At 32.7% G+C, this 22944-nt stretch carries 16 protein-coding genes and 5 pseudogenes; 14 read left to right on the top strand and 7 right to left on the bottom strand.

From position 1 onward, the window contains the following. Positions 1-56 precede the first annotated feature (56 nt). From ABLV95_RS08225 to ABLV95_RS08210, 4 genes and pseudogenes are all read right to left on the bottom strand, one after another. Entirely contained in the window at positions 57-1160 is a 1104-nt protein-coding gene (locus tag ABLV95_RS08225) for a mannitol-1-phosphate 5-dehydrogenase (RefSeq protein WP_460875329.1), read from the bottom strand. Further along, positions 1160-1594 (bottom strand): PTS sugar transporter subunit IIA, encoded by a 435-nt coding sequence (locus ABLV95_RS08220; protein WP_046466182.1) that lies wholly within the window; start codon positions 1592-1594, stop codon positions 1160-1162. Before ABLV95_RS08220 ends, ABLV95_RS08225 begins: the two co-directional genes overlap by 1 nt. Before the next feature lie 5 nt (positions 1595-1599). Next, the gene (locus ABLV95_RS08215) at positions 1600-3630 is read right to left on the bottom strand and encodes a BglG family transcription antiterminator (RefSeq protein WP_460875327.1); all 2031 of its coding nucleotides are present in this window, start codon (positions 3628-3630) and stop codon (positions 1600-1602) included. Positions 3631-3666: 36 nt separating this feature from the next. Next, positions 3667-5222: pseudogene (locus tag ABLV95_RS08210) on the bottom strand (PTS mannitol transporter subunit IICB). 665 nt (positions 5223-5887) lie between these two features. Between ABLV95_RS08210 and glmS the strand changes: the two are divergent. From glmS to ABLV95_RS08185, 5 genes and pseudogenes are all read left to right on the top strand, one after another. Next, positions 5888-7695, top strand: a pseudogene (gene glmS / locus ABLV95_RS08205) (glutamine--fructose-6-phosphate transaminase (isomerizing)). A gap of 300 nt (positions 7696-7995) precedes the next feature. Then, positions 7996-8946, top strand: a complete 951-nt coding sequence (locus ABLV95_RS08200; RefSeq protein ID WP_427706784.1) for a DNA/RNA non-specific endonuclease — start codon at positions 7996-7998, stop codon at positions 8944-8946. A 257-nt stretch (positions 8947-9203) separates the two neighbouring features. After that, complete coding sequence (locus ABLV95_RS08195; RefSeq protein WP_427706786.1) at positions 9204-9563, top strand: DUF2200 domain-containing protein; 360 nt, start codon at positions 9204-9206, stop codon at positions 9561-9563. 58 nt (positions 9564-9621) lie between these two features. Beyond that, a complete protein-coding gene (locus tag ABLV95_RS08190) occupies positions 9622-10404 on the top strand; it encodes an ABC transporter ATP-binding protein (RefSeq protein ID WP_285324263.1) in 783 nt (260 codons plus the stop codon). A gap of 67 nt (positions 10405-10471) precedes the next feature. Then, positions 10472-11380 (top strand): HAD family hydrolase, encoded by a 909-nt coding sequence (locus tag ABLV95_RS08185; RefSeq protein WP_460875324.1) that lies wholly within the window; start codon positions 10472-10474, stop codon positions 11378-11380. A gap of 159 nt (positions 11381-11539) precedes the next feature. Here ABLV95_RS08185 and ABLV95_RS08180 read toward each other — a convergent pair whose 3' ends face one another. Then, positions 11540-12679, bottom strand: a complete 1140-nt coding sequence (locus ABLV95_RS08180) for a hypothetical protein (protein ID WP_427706790.1) — start codon at positions 12677-12679, stop codon at positions 11540-11542. 131 nt (positions 12680-12810) lie between these two features. Here ABLV95_RS08180 and ABLV95_RS08175 point away from each other — a divergent pair, with 131 nt between their 5' ends. Further along, complete coding sequence (locus tag ABLV95_RS08175; protein ID WP_460872816.1) at positions 12811-13542, top strand: metallophosphoesterase family protein; 732 nt, start codon at positions 12811-12813, stop codon at positions 13540-13542. Positions 13543-13647: 105 nt separating this feature from the next. Here ABLV95_RS08175 and czrB read toward each other — a convergent pair whose 3' ends face one another. Both czrB and ABLV95_RS08165 read right to left on the bottom strand, forming a co-directional pair. After that, positions 13648-14619: a CDF family zinc efflux transporter CzrB gene (gene czrB, locus ABLV95_RS08170; RefSeq protein WP_460875321.1), complete on the bottom strand. Its 972-nt coding sequence runs from the start codon at positions 14617-14619 to the stop codon at positions 13648-13650. A 21-nt stretch (positions 14620-14640) separates the two neighbouring features. Next, positions 14641-14937 carry an ArsR/SmtB family transcription factor gene (locus tag ABLV95_RS08165; RefSeq protein ID WP_046466171.1) on the bottom strand — a complete coding sequence of 99 codons (297 nt, stop codon included), beginning with the start codon at positions 14935-14937 and terminating at the stop codon, positions 14641-14643. A 152-nt stretch (positions 14938-15089) separates the two neighbouring features. On the opposite strand from ABLV95_RS08165, the gene ABLV95_RS08160 reads away from it, so the two are divergent. The 8 genes and pseudogenes from ABLV95_RS08160 (at position 15090) to rbsK (ending at position 22808) form a co-directional block, all read left to right on the top strand. Continuing rightward, positions 15090-15746, top strand: coding sequence for an NAD(P)-binding oxidoreductase (locus ABLV95_RS08160; RefSeq protein ID WP_460872814.1), 657 nt, complete (start codon positions 15090-15092; stop codon positions 15744-15746). Positions 15747-15887: 141 nt separating this feature from the next. Continuing rightward, positions 15888-16587 (top strand): annotated as a pseudogene (locus tag ABLV95_RS08155) (FadR/GntR family transcriptional regulator). A gap of 775 nt (positions 16588-17362) precedes the next feature. Further along, on the top strand, positions 17363-18301 hold the full coding sequence (locus ABLV95_RS08150) for a type I phosphomannose isomerase catalytic subunit (protein ID WP_427706796.1): 939 nt from the start codon (positions 17363-17365) through the stop codon (positions 18299-18301). 20 nt (positions 18302-18321) lie between these two features. Further along, positions 18322-18552 carry a hypothetical protein gene (locus tag ABLV95_RS08145; RefSeq protein WP_427706798.1) on the top strand — a complete coding sequence of 77 codons (231 nt, stop codon included), beginning with the start codon at positions 18322-18324 and terminating at the stop codon, positions 18550-18552. A gap of 243 nt (positions 18553-18795) precedes the next feature. Then, a pseudogene (locus tag ABLV95_RS08140) lies at positions 18796-19777 on the top strand (YeiH family protein). A gap of 72 nt (positions 19778-19849) precedes the next feature. Continuing rightward, the gene (locus ABLV95_RS08135) at positions 19850-21217 is read left to right on the top strand and encodes an EVE domain-containing protein (protein WP_046466166.1); all 1368 of its coding nucleotides are present in this window, start codon (positions 19850-19852) and stop codon (positions 21215-21217) included. A gap of 323 nt (positions 21218-21540) precedes the next feature. Then, on the top strand, positions 21541-21924 hold the full coding sequence (locus ABLV95_RS08130; protein ID WP_427706802.1) for a thiol-disulfide oxidoreductase DCC family protein: 384 nt from the start codon (positions 21541-21543) through the stop codon (positions 21922-21924). A 19-nt stretch (positions 21925-21943) separates the two neighbouring features. Next, positions 21944-22808: pseudogene (gene rbsK, locus ABLV95_RS08125) on the top strand (ribokinase). Positions 22809-22944 lie beyond the last annotated feature (136 nt).

Below are 22944 nucleotides of genomic sequence, written 5' to 3'. Positions count from 1 at the left end.
GTTAAAACCCTTGTTCCAAGCTTTTTTTGTTACTATTTTACAGCAATTTCAAAATATTAAAGTACGTTGTATGCTTGAATAATTTCTGTAGTTAATTGATCATCGATTTTAGCATAATCTTTTAAGAATGATTCAACACCGTGTGCTTTAATATAATCATTTTTCTCTACTGTTTCTGGATCGTTTGTGTCATCATATTTTAACAACAATGCAATTGCTTTAACTAAACCGTCATGGGCTAAATTATTTTGATATAAATAATTTAATGGTTTAATGATACGATCTTGAGGCCCTATTTTACGAATTGTGCCACGACCGACACGTGTAACTTCGTCCGATAAGTTAGGATTTTTAAAACGTCCAATAATTTTTTCAACGTACTGTGCTTGTTCATTTTCTGTGAAATCAAATTGACTTGTAATATACTGGCTTGTTTCTTTAAGAACTTTATCTAAATCATGTTTAATATGCTCATCGTTAATAGCATCTAATACTGTAGGTTGATTAAAGTATCGACCTGCGTAAGCTAAGTAAGCATGACCAGTATTTACAGTTAGCAGTTTTCTTTCAATATATGGTGTTAAGTTATCTACATATTTAATGTGATTTAATTCTGGACCGAACCATGCATCTTTTTCGATAACCCACTCATAAAATGGTTCAACTACGACATCTAAAATATTTTCATTCTTTTGCATTGGTACGATTCTATCAACTGCTGAATTAGCAAAATGGATATGGTCGTCTAAAGGACCAGTTATATCTAGAATCGCTTTTTTCAAAGTGTTCGTAGCCATAATAGCATTTTCGCAGGCCACAATATTTACAGGTGTTTCTTTTTCTTTTAAATAGGGCGCAAATGATTTAGCAATAATTGGTAAGATATTAACGCCAACAGCAGTTGTAATTAAGTCTGCTTCTAATACTGCTTCTTTCAAACTTTCGGAAAGGGAACCTGAATCAATTGCATCAACGTTATGCACGCGTGTTGTTGTATGAGCTTCATCAGCTAAAATGACATCATACTCTTGTTTTTCATCTAAAGCATTGATAATATCAGCGTTCACATCTGCAAATGTTACTTTAACGTCATTATCTGCTAAGATGTAACCGATAAAACCTCTACCTATGTTACCCGCACCAAAGTGTAATGCTTTCATTATGCATCAGCCTCCTCAAAGACTTGTTTAATTTCTTCTGCAGATGAAGCTTTAACAATACGCTCCACATTTTCTTCTTCACTAAACGTAATGGCAATTTTAGAAAGTAAGTCTAAATGTTCACCATCTTTACCTGCAATTCCGACCACGACTTTAACTTCTTCGCCATCCCAATCGACACCTTCAGGAATTTGAATTAATGTCAAACCTGATTTTAAGACACTTGCTTTAGCTTCGTCAGTACCATGTGGAATTGCTAAGCCATTACCCATGAAAGTCGTAACGACTTGTTCACGGTCTTTCATTGCTTGAATATAGGCTTCTGTCACGGCACCACTTGAAACTAAGGCTTGTCCCGCTTTTTCGATTGCTTCGTTTTGGTCTTTCATTGATTGGTTAATAAAAATGTTTTCGTTACTGAATAATTCGCTCATTTTCTTCACTCCAAGTTTAATAGATTTTGTAATTGTATAAGATAACTCTGCTTTAAAATATCTAACAATTGTTCTGGATGTTGCATAAATTCATCAATATTGTCTAAATGTTCAACCATTTTTCCTGATATGTCACTGACAAGTTGTGACATCGTATCATCATGCGGTACAAACATATTTAATAAATAATTTACTGATAGATCGTCATTTTGATTACTCTTTAGTGTGATAGGCTCATTTAAAATCGTAATTAAGATAAAAGGTTGTTGAATTATTTCATTCTTTAAATGAGGTATAGCTATCGGATATGGTTCCAAGACAAATCCTTGAGTATCCATATGATGCTTAATGAGTTCGGCGAATGACTGACCATCTGTAATAATTTGATGTGATAATAATGTTTCGGTTAAATAGGTGGTCCAATTAGAAACGCTTATATAGTCAATATATACTGAATCAATAAGTTCTAAACCTTTTCTGATATAAGATAGTTTAGCTTCAGGGTCTGGTATATTTTGATGTGTATAATCTAATGTGTCGCTTGGTTGTACGTCTTTTTGCATGTTTAGAAATGCGACAACATGATTAATATCTGAATCAGGCAGTAGTGGATTTACAGTGATATAAGGTGTTGTAATGTCCAAATCTACCGTCGTGATAATCGCATCAAATTGTGTTGGATCTAATTCATTTAAATCTCCAACAGAAGCTTGTGTCGTTTTTTGAATCTCACTGAATGTTTGCTGTAATCGTGTAGCGAGCAGGCGACTTGTGCCAATACCACTACTACAAACAACTAAGACGCTATAAAATGGACTTCCTTGATTTTGAATAGCGCCACCAAAGTGCAACACAATAAATGCAATTTCACTATCTGGAAAATTAAAATCTGGCCAAATATGTGATAAACCTCGATGTACACTTTCAAAAAGTCTAGGGTATTTATGTTTAATCATTTCTGTTAATGGATTATATGTCTCAATGTTTGCGTTCAATCGATTAATTGCGGGGATAAGATGCAATTTCAAACCTTCACTCAGTGTATCCCAATCTTTAAAGTCTTGTTGTGAATATTTAGCAACAGAGTGAATAAGTTGATCTATACGAGCTTCGTCCTTATTATCTTTAAACACTTCTACGGATTCCTTACGTTTCGCACCGCGTAAATGGATTGTAATAAAGGTTACTTCTGCTTGATTAAACTGCACGCCATAAATGTGTTCTAAATGTAAGGCGAGTGCAGCAGCTACTTTATGTTCAAATGAATCTTTAACATTATTATAGATATCATTATTTAGCGCAACGTATTCACCATTGAGCATACGATCGATGCTTAATACGATATGCACAGTCAATGTGAGATAACTAGATTCAGTCAATGAATAGGGGAGTTGATCTAAATGATCCATAAGTATACGCTCTACTTGGAAAATCTTATCCATATCTACCATTGCCAGTTGAGATTGGTTAATGGATTGGTAGACAAAATGATTTTCAATCACTGAATAGACACTCGTACTATTTAAATTATTGACCATAAGTTGACTTAATAATTCACGTTTTTTTGATTCAGCACCATTTAAATGAATACCTTCACCGCGTTTTTTCTGTAATTTTAATTGATATTGGTCAAGCTCGATGTCTAATTCATCCAAAAGTTTGGTTAACGTCTGTGTAGATACACCAATTTCATGTGCTAAGCCATATTGCTTGATAGGTTCTTTAGCTTGAATCAAAGCATATAAAATAATAACTTTTTGTTCTTCTTGAGATAAATCAATTGTATTTTGTTGTGACAGTACATTTTTCAGTGAGGTCACTGCATGCTCATCTGCATCCAGTTGTATGCCTTTTTTAGTTACACGTTCTAAGTTAATATTAAAAGTATTTATAAATGACTCAATTGATTTTAACTCTCTATGAATAGTACGAGAGGATACAGCTAGATGTTGAGCTATGTCATAAATCGTGACATATTGACCGTGATACTTAATTAACATTTCGATAATTTCTTTTTCACGTGTACTCAAAAACATAGTCATACCCTCCAGTATTATTCTATATAGTTTTAATTAATTTTCGTCTTGTTTAAGATTTTCAAGTAATTCATCATATCTAGGTGAATTTAAGAAATTGTCTACTGAAATATGAATTGCATTAGGTGCTTGTTTAATTGCTCTATCAGTAAGTTTTTTCTGTGTAATAACAAGTTGTGCATCCTCAGGTAATTGATTGATTGCGGTATTTGAAACATCCACATCTTGGATACCTGCTTTTTTAAATTTATTACGTAACATACTTGCACCCATAGCACTTGAACCCATACCAAGCATCACAAGCGAATATAGCATGGTTTACTTTACTATAATCATGCGCATGTACATTTTCTGTATCATAATTATCTAATAAGTCTTCTTCAGATTGTGCTTCACCGCTTTCAGTATCTGCAGATGTAGCCGCAGCACCAGAGCCAGTCGTTCCAACAGTATTATTATCTTTATTCCCTGTTAGTTTAGAAGATACACTTGATTTTTTACCTTTAGTAGATTCCATTTTTTCTGTCGCGACTTCTAAATCTTCATCAGGTTCTTTTGTGAATTTCAAGATGATGGCAACAACGATGAATGAAACTAAGGCTGCGAGTACTACACCGATAAGCATGTGTAAAAATTCGCCTTTAGGTGCGTTCAGAACATAGACAATAAAGGAGCCGGGTGAGGCTGGGCTCTTGAATCCAAAGTCAAATAGTGAATAAGTAGCAACGCCTGTCATACCACCTAAAATTACAGCTACGAATAGTAACGGACGCATTAATACGTAAGGGAAGTAAATTTCATGAATACCACCTAAGAAGTGGATAATACCAGCACCGTAAGATGTTGCTCTTGCAGTTCCAGTACCAAAAATCATATAAGCAACTAAAATACCTAAACCAGGTCCAGGGTTAGATTCAATTGTATATAAAATGGATTGACCAACAGAAGCTGCCTGATCGGCACCAAGTGGCGTAAACACGCCGTGGTTGATTGCATTATTTAAGAATACGATTTTTGCAGGTTCTACTATAATACTCACTAATGGAAGTAAATGTGCATGTACTAATGTTTCAACTGCTAATGAAAGGATGTACATAATGAATTCCATAATTGGTGCTAAAAGTTTGAAACCTAGGATAGTCATTATAAAACCTAAAATACCAGCAGAGAAGTTATTGAATAACATTTCAAAGCCTTGTGGTGTTCTCGGTTGAATAAATTCGTCAGTTTTTTTCATTAACCAACCAACGAGAGGTCCCATAATCATTGCACCAAGTAACATTGGTGTATCCGGTAAAGCAACGATAACCCCCATTGTTGCTACAGCGAGCAATAATACCGCCACGCATTTCATGAATTAAACGTCCACCACTATAAGCAATAAGTAATGGAATCAAGTATGAAATCATTGGTCCAGATAATTCACTTAAATCTTTATTTGGCCACCAACCACCATCAATGAAAATAGCGACGATAAAACCCCATGCGATAAATGCGCCAATGTTTGGCATGATCATACTACTAAGAAACGACCCAAATGCTTGGACTTTGCGCCCAATACCTTTGTTTTCTTTAGTCTCTGTTTGTGACATAAATTGCACCTCTTTTTCTCTTTTTATTTATAAGTTCATTGTATGGCTGTTCACATTAATAAACAACTTAAAGTAATTTCAATTTTGTCATAGAGTTTTTGACAACTTTACGACAGTTATCTAATATGAAAAATAAAGTGAAATACGTAGTGTAACAACATATAAATAATTTTTTAAGTGGTTGTAAAAATAATGTTAATAAATGATTTGCAATCAGCATTGTTTACATTGTACAATAAGAATTATTGAGGGAAAGGAGGACAGTTAAATCGTTTAGTTCAATTATAGCGCCTGTGCAAGTGAAGTGATGAAATGTTAATTATTTAAGGTTTATAACAGAAATCTTAATAGACATGATATCAGTACTTGTAGACGAGGAGGATAGTTATCGAACCATCGGCGGATGCTATCCCGGATGTGGCTCATTCGTGAACTTATTAAGGAAAACATTAGGGCGACCTAGTGCACAAAGTTAATAAGATAGCCAAAAACAAAATAAAAATAATATTATAAGGTGTATGGGACTAATATGCCTATCTTAGACATGGATTCGCTTTTAAATAAACAAAGACACCAGTCCGTCTATGATGGCATATACGCAATTGAACAGGTTCGTACACGCTGAACGTTCGTTGCCCATCGCCATTACATTGGAGGAAAATTAAATGTGTGGAATTGTTGGATATATTGGGCATGATAATGCCAAAGAATTGTTATTAAAAGGTTTAGAAAAATTAGAATACAGAGGTTATGACTCTGCCGGTGTTGCAGTAGTGAATGACAAAGGTAATTCAGTATTTAAATCTAAAGGACGTATTGCTGAGCTTAGAAAAGTTGCAGATAGTGATGATACAGACGGTAATGTAGGTATCGGACATACACGTTGGGCGACACATGGTGTGCCGAATCATGAAAACTCACATCCGCATCAATCAACATCAGAACGCTTTACACTTGTACATAACGGTGTAATTGAAAATTATGAAGAACTTAAAAACGTATACTTAAAAGATGTTTCGTTTATCTCAGAAACAGATACAGAAGTGATTGTGCAATTAGTAGAATATTTCTCAAATACAGGACTTGCTACTGAAGCCGCATTTACAAAAGTAGTTTCTTTATTAGAAGGTTCTTATGCACTTGGCTTAATCGATAGTGAAGATAAAGATAAAATTTATGTAGCTAAAAACAAATCACCATTATTAATTGGCGTAGGCGATGACTTCAATGTGATTGCATCTGATGCAATGGCTATGTTACAAGTTACGAACCAATATAAAGAAATTCACGATCATGAAATTGTAATCGTTAAACGTGATGAAGTTATTATTAAAAATCAAGATGGCACTATTCAAGAAAGAGAAGCTTATACGGCACAAATTGATGCAGCTGATACTGAAAAAGGTGTTTATGACCACTACATGCTAAAAGAAATTCATGAACAACCAGCAGTAATGCGTCGTATTATTCAAGAATACCAAGATGAAGAAGGTAACTTGAAAATGGATGAAGACATCATCAAAGATGTTGCAGCAGCGGATCGTATTTATATTATTGCTCGCAGGTACAAGTTATCATGCAGGTTTAGTAGGTAAAGAATTTATTGAAAAATGGGCTGGTGTTCCTACTGAAGTTCATGTTTCTTCAGAATTTGTGTATAACACGCCATTACTTTCTGAAAAACCATTATTTATTTATATTTCACAATCAGGTGAAACAGCAGACAGTCGTGCTGTATTAGTTGAAATGAACAGATTAGGTCACAAATCGTTAACAGTTACGAATGTTGCAGGATCAACGTTATCACGTGAATCTAACCATACATTACTATTACATGCAGGTCCGGAAATAGCTGTTGCTTCAACAAAAGCATACACAGCGCAAATTGCAGTACTTTCTATTTTTGCAAAAATCGTAGCCAGAGAACGTGGTAAAGAAGTAGATGTAAGTTTATTACGTGAATTAGCTAAAGTAACAACTGCAATCGAAGCGATTGTAGATGACGCAGATGTTATGGAACAAATTGCAACAGATTTCTTAAGAACTACGCGTAATGCATTCTTTATCGGTCGTACAGTAGACTATAATGTGAGTCTAGAAGGTGCTTTAAAACTTAAAGAAATTTCATATATCCAAGCAGAAGGATTTGTTGGTGGAGAACTAAAACATGGTACGATTGCGTTAATTGAAGAAGGCACACCTGTGATTGCATTAGCAACACAAGAAAAAGTTAATTTATCTATTCGCGGTAATGTGAAAGAAGTTGCGAGCACGTGGTGCAAACCCATGTATTATTTCAATGGATGGTTTAAACAAAGACGGCGATACTTACGTTATTCCAAAAGTATATGAACTGTTAACACCATTAGTTTCTGTAGTAACAATGCAACTCATTTCTTATTACGCATCATTACACAGAGATTTAGACGTAGACAAACCACGTAACTTAGCAAAATCAGTTACAGTAGAATAAATAAAAATCAAATTATAAATCTTTGTTTATATAACAAAAGGCTGAATCTATTAGTGATTCAGCCTTTTTATTATGTAGTAAACTTAGTGAAATATATTGATTTTTTTCAAAAGAATTAGGCATAAAATAATTATAAACAATTGTAGCATAACTAAAACAAATGTAATGTTATTCCTGTATAATAGGAAATAAATAATATCATACAAAAATACATAAAAAGTTGTAAGTACTACAACGTTCGAGATTATAATTTTGAGGGTTTTGAATGATTAACAACTAACATAATAGGAGCGAACTAAAATGAAAAAAATAAAATATTTAGTCTTACTTTTAATGTCTGTTTTTATTGTTGGTTGTGCCAACGTAGAAAATACATCTTCTGCCGATAAAGAGACAGATGCTAAGGTAGTCACAGATTTAAAAAGTGAAAAAGAAGAAACAACTACTAAGGTAAAGAATGAAAACAAATCAGAAGAACCTCAAGTAGAAGGTGAAACGACAACTGAAGCTAGTGATGATACGTTTCCAGGCTACAAAAAAATTGAAGTCGATGGTGGTGATTTGTCTGGCAATCGTGACGCGAATGTCGTTGTAGATATCGGTTATGGCAATCGAAAATATTGGGCGTTCACTAACGAATACGGGCAATTGACACGAGTTATCGCAGATGAAATTAAAATACAAGATGATGAGACAGAGGATGTGTTATCCTCTGGTAGATATTATGCTGATGAGGCGAAGGTACCTGGTGTTGAAAGTGATGACTTAGACGAAGGACACATTATTGCTGACTCACTTGGTGGCGTGTCGAATGCTTATAATATTACTCCACAAGATAGTACGCTAAACCGACATGGTGATCAAGCTTATCTCGAAAAGACTATCCGAGAAGCGGGTGGAGCTACTAATTTTGAAGCTAATATTACTTATCCCGATACCGAAACACAAATCCCTTCTAGCTATCAATATACTTATACTATAAATGGAAACGAAGTAACAGATTCATTTGATAATGTGAACCCTGATGAATTAAATGAGTCACTTGGGTTAACTGGTAATAAGGAACCTGAGTCCGAGCCGGCAACTTCAACGGGGGATGAAGGAGCAGTTGCGGACGTTGATTCTGATGGTAATGGACAAGTGACAATAGCAGAGGCAGAAGCTGCAGGGTTCAGTATGCCAATAAATAGTGATCATTGGTTATATGCACATATGGACGATCGAGATAATGATGGGGTCGTAGGTGAATAGTATTTCATTGTTTTAGTGAAATATTAAATAAATGATATAAGTTTAATTCTATACTGATATTATAGTGACGATTAAAGAAAAGTTTGTTGCTGTATAGGCATTACTTTCATAAAAGGCTGGTTGCTTTTGCAAACCTGCCTTTTATTTTTGATTTTGAAAGGTATATAGTATTCATATTATTTTCAAATTATAAATTGTTCTATTATGCTAATATTATTATAAAAATTGTTAAGAGAAACTAAGAGAGGATTTTTAAAATGACGAAACCGAAAATATATACGATGGCTTTCGGCTCTGTATATCCGCATCTGATTAAAAAAGTTGAAAAGAAAGCAAGAACTAAAGCTGAAGCAGATGAAGTTATTCGTTGGATGACAGGATATACGCAAGCACAAATAGATAAACTTGTTGTTGACGGTACGGATTATGAAACATTTATTTTACAAGCACCAGAGTTAAATCCTAATAGAACTAAAATTACAGGTGTCATATGTGGTGATAGAATTGAAAATATGGAGCCGTCAGTTATGAAAGAAATTAGATATTTAGATAAAATGATTGATGAACTTGCTAAAGGCAAAACTATTGAAAAAATATTTAGAGTCTCTCAATCATAAAGTGATTTAAATAAGTGTTTTAAAAATCAGTTGAAGTAAATAGAATAGGGGTGATTTCATGCTTGTTGAGTTGAAAAACGTTGCAAGAAGAAAGCAAGGGAAAGAAATAATTGAAAATGTGAGTTGGCAAATAAACGAAGGTGAAAAATGGATGTTATATGGTTTAAATGGCGCAGGTAAAACAACATTACTAAACATCTTAAATGCTTATGAACCACATACATCAGGGACGCTATCATTGTTTGGTATGCAACCAGGGAACAAAGGTTATTCTGCAGATAATGTACGTGATCAAATCGGGTTTGTTTCAAGCAGTTTAATGAATCGATTTCAAGATGGTGAAATTGTATTAGATGTAGTCATCAGCGGTATTTTTAAATCAATAGGCGTTTATAAAGAAGTGAAACCGACTCATATTGAAATGGCTAAGCGATATTTAGAGCAAATGGGCATGCGTCAATTTGAAAATCAATATTATGGTTATTTATCAACGGGTGAAAGACAAAAAGTATTGATTGCTAGAGCATTAATGGGCGATCCTAAATTACTGATTTTAGACGAACCGGCTTCAGGATTAGACTTTATAGCACGCGAAGATTTGCTCAGTGCACTTGATAAATTATATAAACAAAATCCAAAACTTGCGGTGATTTATGTTACACATTTTGTTGAAGAAATCACACAAAATATTCAACGCGGTTTTTTATTAAAAGATGGTACATGTTATAAGCAAGGAGAACTACAGTCTGTATTGAACAGTGACACTTTAAGTGATTTTTTCAATAGAGATGTGAGTGTGGTGTATCAAAACCACCGCTACTCACTATTTTTAAAACGATAACGCGTTGCGGAAAAGGAAATATAATGCCATAATTTAATACGATAACATGTGATGGAGGATTATTTTAATGGATAATGTGAGAGCAATATTTTTAGATATGGATGGTACGATTTTACATAAAGATAACCGAGTAGATACGGAAACAACTGAAGTGATTCAACAATTACGAAACCTTGGTTATAAAGTGTTTTTAGCAACTGGTAGAGCACATGACGAAATTCATTATTTGGTGCCCGAAACTTTTGAAGTAGATGGCATTATAAGTTCGAATGGAACGTTAGGTGTAGTGGAAAAAGAGACTATTTTTAAACATGGTCTTTCATATAATACAGTAAGTGAAGTTATTAAACGTGCAAAACAAGAAGCTATATATTATGAAATCTTCCCATTTGGTAGTGACCGTGTCGTGCTTAAAGAAGACGAATCATGGGCGAAGGCATTATTTGAACCAACAACACCACCAGGCAAAGTAGGAGAAAGTGAATGGACTTCTAGAAGAGAGTCTCTAAAAGGCAAAGTAGATTGGGAAGATGCTATTCCTGATACGTCATTTTCAAAAATTTATTTATTCTCACCTGATTATGAGAAAATTACTAATTTCCGTAACCAATTAATCGAGGATAAAACAGCATTACAAATCAGTGTATCAAATTCATCACGCTTTAATGCAGAGACTATGGCATTTAATACAGACAAAGGTACAGGCATTAAAGAAATGATCGAACACTTTGGTATTAATCAGGAAGAAACTTTAGTTATTGGTGATAGTGATAATGATAGAGCGATGTTTGAATTTGGACATTATACTGTTGCTATGAGAAATGCGAGACCTGAAATTCAGGCTTTAGCAAAAGATGTAACATCTTTAACAAATGAAGAAAATGGTGCGGCAGACATATTTAAAAGAACATTTCATAAAATAATTAATATAAAACAGATAGGTTTTCCTGAAAAAGGTTATCTATCAGTTTTTTAATATGTTCAAGAACTTTATAATACATGATATAGATAGAGCGCACATAATAGGGGTTTAAAACTCTGCGGATAAATAAGCGGTATGAATGTATCGAAATATAAAAATTGCCAATGTAGACATTTAAAATGCTACATTGGCAATTCGTGTTTGTGAAATATATTATTTATCTGTTTTGTTAATTTGATCTTTTAAATCTGAAGTTTTATCTTTTGTAGTATCTTGAATATTATTACTTTTATCGTTTAAGTTATCTTTTGCATTTTCTTGAATATTATTACTTTTATCACTTAGATTAGACTTCGTTTTTTCAGTAGTATTATTTACACTGTTTTCTATTTTTGAATCGTTGTTTGATTGTTTTTTAGAGTTCTTTTTATCTTTTTTAATTTCAGCTTTATCTATATCTTCACCATTGCGGTTATAATATTGAATAATCGCTAAAATATTCATATAGTAAACGGCTAATCTTACGATAATTACGATAATAGATACAATGTAAATTAAAATCATTGCGATAGTTTGGGAAATACCACCTGTTGAAATTGAAATTAATTGACTCACAGGGTTAGCAAGGATAATTACGATTAAGTTTAATAGTAATATACCAAGGTAGAATTTAAACCATGTTTTCTTACCATTTTTAACGCCCTTGAATCCACGTTTAACAGCTGCCCAAGCACCAACACTAGGATCTTTAACAAATGCTACAGTAAAGTTAATAATTACAATAGCAAAGAACCAGTAAATAAATGATTGAATAAAGACAGTGATTGTTGCCGCAATAATTTGGAATGTTAGTGAAAGACCAAGTGCATGATCAGAACTACTTAATGGACCTTGTAGTGCTTGGAATAATTGCATAATTCCTAAATTAAGCACTTGAGATATGAGTAAATTGAGCGCGAATAAAATTAGAATAAATAATAAAGTGAATAAAGCTAATTTTAAACTTTTAAGATATTTACCTTTTTTAAAGACAGAGAATAAATCTTTTAATTTAACCTTGTCTTTATTTAATGCTTTGTCTATAGTGTATATAGTTCCAGCTATTAAAGGGTAACCAATGAATACAAAAATCAACAGTGGAATCAGAATTGTTAGTATCAACATAAATATTGAACCACCAATTGGTTGTTGCATTGCCATCGACATTGCGAATTTATAAATTGCGGGTTGAACGGGTATAAACGATAAAATTGTTAAAGCAAATAATATGATAAAACTTACAATTGAAAACAGTATTGTTTTAGCATTTTGGGGTTTTACATTTTGCAAAGCTAGTTTATGATATTTAAACAAATTTTAAGCACTCCTTTTTAGTGATAACAATACGATATCAAAAAAATGAAGATTTTAAAATTAATAGGTAACAAATTGGCTATAAAATGTTAGAATATCCTAATGAGAAAAAGTTGAAAGGAGATATCATCATGAAATTTGCAATTATTACTGATGTACATGGAAATTTTGATGCATTAGAAACCGTTTTGGATGATATTGATAGAAGAGAAGGAATCAATAAAATATTTAATCTAGGCGATAATATCGGAGTTGGGCATGAAACAAATAAAGTGCTTGATGAAATTTTCGATAGAGATGATATGGAAGTCATTGCAGGTAATCATGATGAAGCGGTTATGTCGATCGTAAATGATACTCCTTATCCAGAAGACTTAAAGGATAAATTCTATGAGCATCATCAATGGATTGAAAGTCATTTAGATGAAGACTATTATGAGAAATTGGATGAATTACCACGCGTAATTGAGAAGACTTTTAATAATAAAAAAGTGTTGTTTATTCATTACGAAATCGCCAATGAGAAATTAAATACACCTATTGATGGGCAACCTTATAGTCCAATTGTTGAGCCGAGTGAAGAAAACGTTAAAGCATTATTTGAAGACAAGGATGCTGATTTAATTGTTTTTGGACATAATCATACAGTACATTTTTATGACGACAAATCTACTGTGTACTTTAACCCTGGTTCTGTAGGACTTAATAATGGCCCTTATGCAGTTTATGGTATTATAACGATTGATGAAAATGAATGCTCATGTGAACGTGTTAAAGTTCCATATGATAATGAAGAATTTATAAGAGGATTTAGTGAAAAGCAAGTACCAACAAAAGATTTAATTTTTGATAAGTTCATTTAAATTATCAACGGTCTATTAAAAAATATAAGGTTTCATAAATAAAAAAGTGATTTTCCAATCGTATTTGGAAAATCACTTTTTTTAAATATTATTTAATATGAAAATTTAATGTGAGTGTGAATGATCAGTTGTTTGTTTTGAATAAATTGCAGAACATAAAATATTATTATCATGCAGATGATCAGTCGTTTCTAGTTGTATGGTCATATGTTGAATATTTAAGTGTTCTAATTTATGTTCTAATCTGTTTAAGAGCACTTCGCCTTCTTCAATAGTCATCGTATTTGGCACTACAGCATGACAACTTAAAGCATTCATTTCGTTTGAAATTGTCCAAATATGACAATCGTGGATATTTTTAATTTGTTCTTCTTTCGTAATCATAGAAAAGACTTGATTCAGATTAACATCACTTGGCGTACCTTCCATCAAGATATTGAGAGAAGACTTTGTGATGCCCCGACTACTTCTAATAATCAGTACAGATACAATGATACTTGCAATAGGATCTGCGATTGTTAGGTTGAAACTCCATATAAGTACAGCAGCTATAATTGCACCAACTGACCCTAATAAATCTCCGAGTACATGGAGAAATGCGCCACGCATATTAATATTATGCGATGTGTCTCCGCCCTTAAACATTAAATAAGCGACTATAAGATTCACTATTAGTCCAGTAACACTAATTATAAACATTTCTGTGGATTGAACTTCTTGTGGATTAAAGAAACGACCAATAGCTTCAACAATAATAATAATTCCTATAACGAATAATGTGACTCCATTAAATAACGCGACCAATATTTCAAATCTTTTATAACCAAATGTTTTATGACGATTAGCGTGTCTTTCAGCATAAATAAATGCAAGAAGCGCTACACCTAAAGAAATCGTATCACTAAACATGTGTAGACCATCGGAGAGTAATGCCAAACTATTAGAAACAAAGCCGCCAATAATCTCAACAATCATAAAGATTCCAATAATTAGAAAACTAATAAGTAATATTTTTTTGTTATTTGTGTGTACATGACCATGTGCATGATTGTGTCCATGGTGTTCAGATTCAGACATGTCAAACGCCACCTTTCCTTACTATTGATGTGTTGCGTGATGTATCGCTTGTTTTAATAGGGTAGTAACATGCGTATCATCTATGGCGTATATCATAGATTGACCATCACGATTTGCTTTCACTAAATGCGCTTGCTTCAGTACACGCAATTGATGAGAAACATTAGATTGGCTCATTTCTAATTTGTGAGCAATATGACCGACACTATTTTCGCCATGCGATAATAAGTGCATAATACGTAAACGATTGCCTTCACTTAATGCTTTGAAAATTTCAGTCACGTTATCAATTGTTTGAGAATCTAAGGATTCATTCATTATGTAACGCCTCCTTATATTAATATATGAACATTTATTCATATATTAATATAAGGAGGCGTTATTGTCAAAGTATAAATCGCTTTAGTTTTAAAATCCTACAGAAGTGGTAAACTTTTAAGTAGCAACTACCTTTAAGGAGGCAATAATTTATGAGTATATTAGTAATTGGAGCAAATGGTGGCGTTGGCCAACATCTAGTAAATCAATTAAAAGAACGTGGTGAAAGCTTTACAGCCGCTGTGAGAAAGCAAGAACAAGCAGACGCGTTAAAAGATAAAGGCATAGATGCAACTTTAATAGATGTAGAAACGGATGATATCAAAACATTGACTGAAAAGGTTAAAGGATTTGACAAAGTTGTCTTTTCTGTTGGATCCGGTGGTAACACAGGTGCAGATAAAACAATCAGTGTGGATTTAGATGGTGCAATTAAATCAATTAAAGCAAGTGAAGCCAACAACGTAAAACAATATGTGATGGTTTCAACTTATGATTCTAGAAGAGAGTCGTTCGAAGCAAGTGGAGGTTTAAAACCATATACAATTGCGAAGCACTATGCGGACGAATATCTTAAAAAAGCAGATGTAGGTTATACAATTGTGCATCCAGGCGGTTTATTAGATGATGCGACTACGAATAAAATTGAAGTAGGTGCATTCTTTGAAGGTAGAGGATCAATTCCTCGTGAAGATGTAGCGTCAGTATTAACAGAAGTTTTGACTTCAGATGACTACTTAAATACTGAGTTCCAAATAGTTAGTGGCGATGAAGAAATTTCAAAAGCTTTATCAAATTTTAATAAATAATTATCAAAAATAGTACGGGTTTTAGAAGACCAATTTACATAAAAGTGTAAATTGGTTCTTTTTTTATTTGAAATATATAGCTTATAATATAAATATATAGCAAAAATTTGATACAATAATAGATATCGTTTGGAGGTAATTATGAAAATTTCAAACACGAAAATCTATGAACAAATCGCTGACATTATTTTAGAGAGTATAAAATCAGGGGAGTATCAAGTGGGTGATAAGCTACCTTCTATACAAAAACTTGGTCAACAGTATGGTGTAAGTGTTGCATCAGTGAGAGAGGCGTTAAATGCTTTAAGAACGATTGGCATTATAGAAATGAAACAAGGATATGGCACATTTATTAAGCAAATAGAACCTACCTTTTTTGAATTAGGTGATAAGTTCACGTCGTTAGATCAAATTACAGAACTTTTAGAGTTAAGAGAAATCGTAGAAAGCGCTACGGTAGAAAAAGCTGCCATACATCGCAATGAAGCAGATTTAGTAAGTTTAAAAAAAGCATTGGATGAAATGGGTGAAGCGGTAACGGATGGCACATCTGGTGAAAAAGCAGATTTACAATTTCATCTTTCGATTGCAAAGGCAGACAAAAAATTCATTGCTAGTTGAGCTACTAAATAACATTTCTGAATTAATGCAAGATTCAATGGAAGAAACAAGGAAGATATTTATTTATAGCAAACAAAAAACAATGAATAAATTACATGAAGAACATGTAATTATTTATAATGCAATCGTAGAACAAAATGCTACCAACGCAGTCAAAGCCATGGAATCTCACTTATTTGAAGTTAAAGAAACAATTTTAGCTAATTTTAAAGAGCAATAATATTTGATAAGTATCTGAGAGTGGGACAGAAATTTAATTTTTTAACCAGCTTTTGTTGTGTCAGTTTAGGTCGGCAAAGATGACTATAGATAAGAATACAAGAATTGAAATTTTTTAAATGCTTTAATATAGGCATATTTTCAATTTAGTCAGCTACTGCCAATATAACAATGTGGCTGAGACATGTATTTATGTTTCAGTCTTATTGAAAAAGCGCCAATTTCAATTTAAAAAATGAAATGGTGCTTTTATTATTAATTACGTTTATAGCACATGTTTTTCACTCTAGGTTGTTGAGCAATAATAAAAGCCCAAACTTCCGTAGTTTGGACTTTATCGCAAATTTTATATTTTTGAAAAAGTAATCAGCTTTTTCAAGTACATCATAACAATCTTTTAATAACCTTATATGTAAAACAGATAGAGTCCGTTTCCGTAACTCTATAGTAATTATAATATTTTTAGGTATATTATGGCAAGTATTTTTGTAAAAAATTTACAACAATACTATAAGTGTTCATTAATATGACTGAAAATGTAATTGAGTCAAATAAAATAATCTATTACGCTTTATAAAAACTTGATATAATAACAAGTGATTTTAGTATCGTTGAACGCTGAATTAGTCGTTTATAACGCGCATCGTTATATGATACAATCTTTATAGTTCAATTAAAAAATACAAAACTATACATAAAAATTTCCGTTGAAAGTATTTTATATAGAAAGACTTAAAATTTAAATGAAGCAACTTAAGAATTTGGAGGTGTGATTCATGCCATTATTTTTAAAACCAATTTTCCATGAAAAAATATGGGGTGGCAATAGATTAAAAGAATTAGGATATGATCTACCAAGCGATCGTATTGGAGAAGCATGGGGGATATCAGCGCACCCAAATGGCAAATGTGAGATATTAAATGGACCCTACCAAGGTCAGACTTTAGACCAAGTATGGAATAACCACAGAGAATTGTTTGGTGATTTTCCAAGTAAGGAATTCCCGTTAATGACTAAAATTGTCGATGCTAAAGAAGCATTGTCAGTACATGTTCATCCAGATGATGCATATGCTTATGAAAAAGAGAATGGTCAATATGGAAAGTCTGAGTGTTGGTACATCATCGACGCTAAAGAAGATTCAGAAATTATCTATGGACTTTCTGCAGAGACGAAAGAGCTGGCCATAGATAAATTAAATGACGAAGCGTATAATGGTTTATTTAATAAAGTTAAAGTTAAACCAGGAGAATTTTATTTTATTCCTGCAGGTACAATCCATTCCATAGGTGCGGGTATTCTTGTGTATGAAACGATGCAATCATCAGATGTCACGTATCGCGTGTATGATTTCGATCGTGAACATGACTCAGGTAATAAACGCGAACTTGACCAAGGAAAAGCTAAAGATGTCATTGAAATAGCCAATGAAAACATAAACATTTCTACAGATACTGAAATCATAGAAAATCACAAACGTACACAACTCGTATCTAACGATTTTTTCACAATAGTGAAATGGCAAATTTCAGGCACACTAAATTATATGAAACCAAGAGAGTTTGTTCTCGTATCAGTACTCAAAGGTGAAGGACAAGTGATTATTGATGGTGAAGTCTATGATTTAAATCACGGACAAAACTTTATTCTAACTTCAGACGACTTAGATACGATATTTGAAGGAGACTACGAACTAATAGTAAGCTACTTATAGAAAAAATGGAGTGTTTTGAAATGTATAAATTTTTGTATATCTCATTAGTTTGTGGAATGTTAGCAGGTGCAGGCATATTTTTAAAATTACCAATTTTTCCTTCTATGACATTTCCGGTAATTATAGGGGCAATTGGGATAATTTCAGCATTGATTACGATTCCTAATAAAGAGATAAGCGGATTATTAAAGCTTGGCGGGGTTATGATTAATATCATGCCGATTATGGCTGCGTTTGCAGTAGGTCAATAACCAGTAAGTTCAGTATCTTTACATTATTGTAGAAGATACTTTTTTTGATTTTATGAAAAGTATAAACATTTTAAAATTATTTTGAAATATATTTTAAGAAGCATCTTATGATTAGTTGTTTTTGTAGCTGTGGGAATTTAGCTGAAAATATTTAAATAAACATTATAAAATATAATATTTGTTTTTCCAGTTTTATGTCAAAAGAAATATGCTAAAATGGAACTAAATTAGGAGGTGGTAAGTGTGCACAATGTGCGAGGTATCATGATGACCTTGGTAATTGCAATGGTTGCAACAATATTAGGAAGTGAATTTCCAGTCATTGGCGGTGCAATTTTTGCTATTATTATAGGAATTATTATCAATAATATAATTTTAATTCCAAAAAAATATGAAGCTGGTATTAAGTATAGTAGCAAAAAGATTTTGCATTACAGTATTATCGTGCTTGGGTTTACATTGAGTTTTCAATCTATTGGAGCAATTGGATGGAAATCTTTACCAATCATTATCATTACTTTACTTGCCGCCTTTATAACTGTGTTCTTGTTAATGAAGTTATTTAAAATTAATGAACATCTAAGTATATTAATAGGGGTTGGAACAGCTATATGTGGTGGGTCAGCAATTGCCGCAACAAGTCCAGTAATTAAAGCGAAAGAAAGTGAAGTAGCATTCGCTATTTCTACGATATTTTTGTTCAATTTAATAGCAGTATTTATATTTCCACCATTAGGTCACGTATTAAATATGGGGCAAACTGCATTTGGATATTTTGGAGGTACAGCTATTAATGATACTTCAAGTGTGATTGCTCGCAACTTCAAACTATGGCAATACGGCCTTAGAAACAGGCGCAGTTGTAAAGTTAACGCGTACGTTGATGATTATACCAGTAGTACTCTTTTTTACATATAGAACGATACGCAAAGAAAAAGCGAAACAAACTGATACATCTATCGCTAAAATATTTCCATGGTTTATTGTATGGTTTATCGTAGCATCTTTAATCAGTACTGTTTTTAATTTTTCACTTACAGTGATACATGTATTCCAACAAATTTCATTATTTTTAATTACAATGGCAATGGGCGGCATTGGACTAAGTGTTGATTTTAAACAATTTAAACAAGCGGGTATGAAACCGGTAATGCTTGGGCTAGTAACATGGATTGTCGTCATTATTTCAAGTTTAATTACGATGAAGTTGATAAACTTATTGTAATGTTTGTTCAGAAAGAATTTTTTGCATATAATAGGTAAGATAGAATTTTTATATGAGATAAGGAGTATCTAAATGGCAGAGGAAACAAGTTATTTTTGGTTAAACTGCGGATATAATCGTTGGAACCATAATGAACTATTAGTAGGTCAAACGACATTATTTGAATCAGGTGCACAATTTAATCCTTCACAAGGTTTCCGATCATTTAAACAAGCTAAAGTAGGAGACCGTGTTATCTTTTATCAAGTACAGATGGATACTGGTTTATTAGGTTTTGGTGAAATTACAAGTGTACAAACAGGTGCTCAAAATAAAATTCGTGTTCATTTTCAATTACAAGAACAGCTTAAACCATTAACTGCGGATTATTTGAAAAGAAGCGAACAATTAGAATTTAGAATGAGAAATATGAAAGAAACTTTATTTAATCAAATGACACAAGATGAATTTGAGTTAATTGTTAGTTTAGGTAAAGGAGAAACCAAAATTCCTCGATACTTTTTTATATCTGAAGAACAAGAGTTTGAACCTGAATCATACAATACAATATATACGCACACATATAACGGAATTAAACGAAATGGTTATCATTTTTACACGCAACTTGAAATAGGTGATCAACTTATTTTTTATAATAAAAATAGAGATCAGTCCGTCATTGGCGTAGGAGAAGTCAGCAAGCATATACATGAAAAAGCACCTATACCTGGAAGAACAAACAGTACTGCAATTGAGGTCTATTTTGAAAAAGAAATTGACCCTGTCTCATTGGGTACGTTAAACAAACATCCTAAATTAAAAAACTTATATTATCTTCAAGAAAACGCAAAGCAAGCTATTGCTAGCATGTCAAAAACACAATTTGATGCGATTCGTGAAATAAGTGAAAATGATGGTATGAAATCACAATTTGAAACTGTTAAAAGTGGTCAGATGATTGATGAACATACTGAAGATTTAAAGCCGTTTATCTTACTCGTAGTTGATAAAGGAGAAGGCTTAAAGGCAGCTGAAGATTTATTACAAAAAACGAATGCGAAACCAGTTATAACTTCTGGTCATCCTGACTTTTCCGAAGATATGTTGTATGGTAAATATTTACCAAATGAAACAGGTGCACTGTACTATAGAGAAGGATTCATAACGAATCTTATGCCACGTACAGATAAAAGCTATCTTGTTATAGATAACTTTAATCGCATTGATCCAGATATCTTCCAAACATATATCAATGTGCTAGAAGGTTATGAAATAACATTACCACGCTATAATAGAGACGGTAGTATGGTTAAATGGTCTAGAAAAAAAGATTCATTTTATCATTTTAATCCAAATTGGCATATTGTGGGTATCACATATGATGACTTAAATGAAATTAAGCAAAAATATACTGAGCAATTTTTGAAATACACAAGAATCGTGAAAGTAAATCAAGATTAATCTATCTTTAACTCATAGTGTATTTAAAGTAAATAATATAACAAAAGTGATGGGCGTGCCCATAGCTTAAAATAGAAGCATCAATTCATTACGTTTGATTAATGGATTGGTGCTCTTTTAAAATGCTTGGAGTTTTTAAGTGTTAGTCCAATTTAGTTTAAAATGTCCACATCGGTTATAATTAGAGTATAAATGACAATCAAATTGTAGAACGAGTGATATAATGATTTAATTTTATAATTTTAGGATATAATAATAGTGTGGAGAAATCATATTCACTTATGAAGTGACAATAAATTATTTTACTGTTAGGGGTGAAGTATATGCCAATAATATATTATGATGCCAATTGTGTATATTGCTATAATTATGCAATTTGGTTAATACAAAATGGTTTATCAAGACGTTATCAATTTGCTGAATTACAAGGTGAAACAGCACAAAATTTATTTGAAAATTATCCTGAAGCGAAACAATATGACAGTGTTATATTGCAAGAAGGGAATCATTTCGAATATAAATCTGATGCAATCACAACACTAATCACAACACTGACAAATTATAAATGGATCGGTATATTGCTACATTTGACGCCTAAACCACTTAGAGATTTAGGATATCAATTGTTTGCTGATAATAGAGATAAAATGTGGAAAACGCATTGGCATCAGCCTAATGCTTATGAGCAATCATTTTTTATTGATTGAATAGACGGAGGAAGCAAATATGGAGAACATTGTTGTAATAGGTAGTTCATCAATTGATTTAGTAGTGAAAACAGACGTGTTACCGCAAGCAGGTGAGACAGTTATGGGTAATTCATTTTTTACAACTACAGGTGGCAAAGGTGCTAATCAGGCTGTTGCAGCAGCACGTTTGAGTAATAAGGTCTACATGATAGGCGCTGTAGGTGATGATGATAATGGTAAACAGATTATTCAAAACTTAGAACAAAACAATGTAGATACAAGTTTTATGGACAAAATTGAAAATGAAACTTCTGGAACAGCGCATATTACACTGTTTGAAGATGATAATCGAATCATCGTTGTGCCTGCTGCTAATAATCATGTAACGCCTGAAAAAGTGTTGCCAAAACTCGAACACTTTGGTGCAGGAGATATTATTTTGATGCAACATGAAATACCAGAACAAACGATTAAAGAAGTGACAGACTATGCTGTGAAGCATGATATGAAAATAATATTAAACCCAGCACCATATCGTCATATTGACGAAGACATCATAGATAAAGTGACTTGGATTACGCCAAATGAATCAGAAAGTGAACTACTATTTGAAAACGGAGTAGATGAAGCACTGAAAGCATATCCGCGTAAGCTTATTGTAACTAAAGGCGCAACAGGGGCTATGTTTTATAATGATTCTCAACAACTTGTCAAAGGATATACAAAGAAAGTTGTTGATACTACAGGTGCTTGGTGACACATTCAATGGTGCTTTAGCTGTTGCACTAATTGAAAATAAACCTTTAGAAGAAGCTGTTGATTTTGCTAATTTAGCAGGTAGTTTTTCTGTAACTGGATTAGGTGCTCAAGGTGCAATGCCATACAGAAAAGAACTAGATTAATCCCCCTTAATTTGGGTATAATATAGTAAGGTTATGAAATGATGTCCTAGATTAAAATAATTCTAATTTAGGTAGCGAAATTACTTTACAGATTGTAATTATTATTATATAATAATAAATGTAATCAAGAACTCGA

Origin of the sequence: Staphylococcus sp. Mo2-1 (genome assembly GCF_046721385.1) — a bacterium.
In the GTDB taxonomy this organism is placed as follows: Bacteria; Bacillota; Bacilli; order Staphylococcales; family Staphylococcaceae; genus Staphylococcus; species Staphylococcus equorum_A.
The sequence above is the reverse complement of the archived record's forward strand: the minus strand, read 5'-3'. Positions and strand labels throughout refer to the sequence as shown.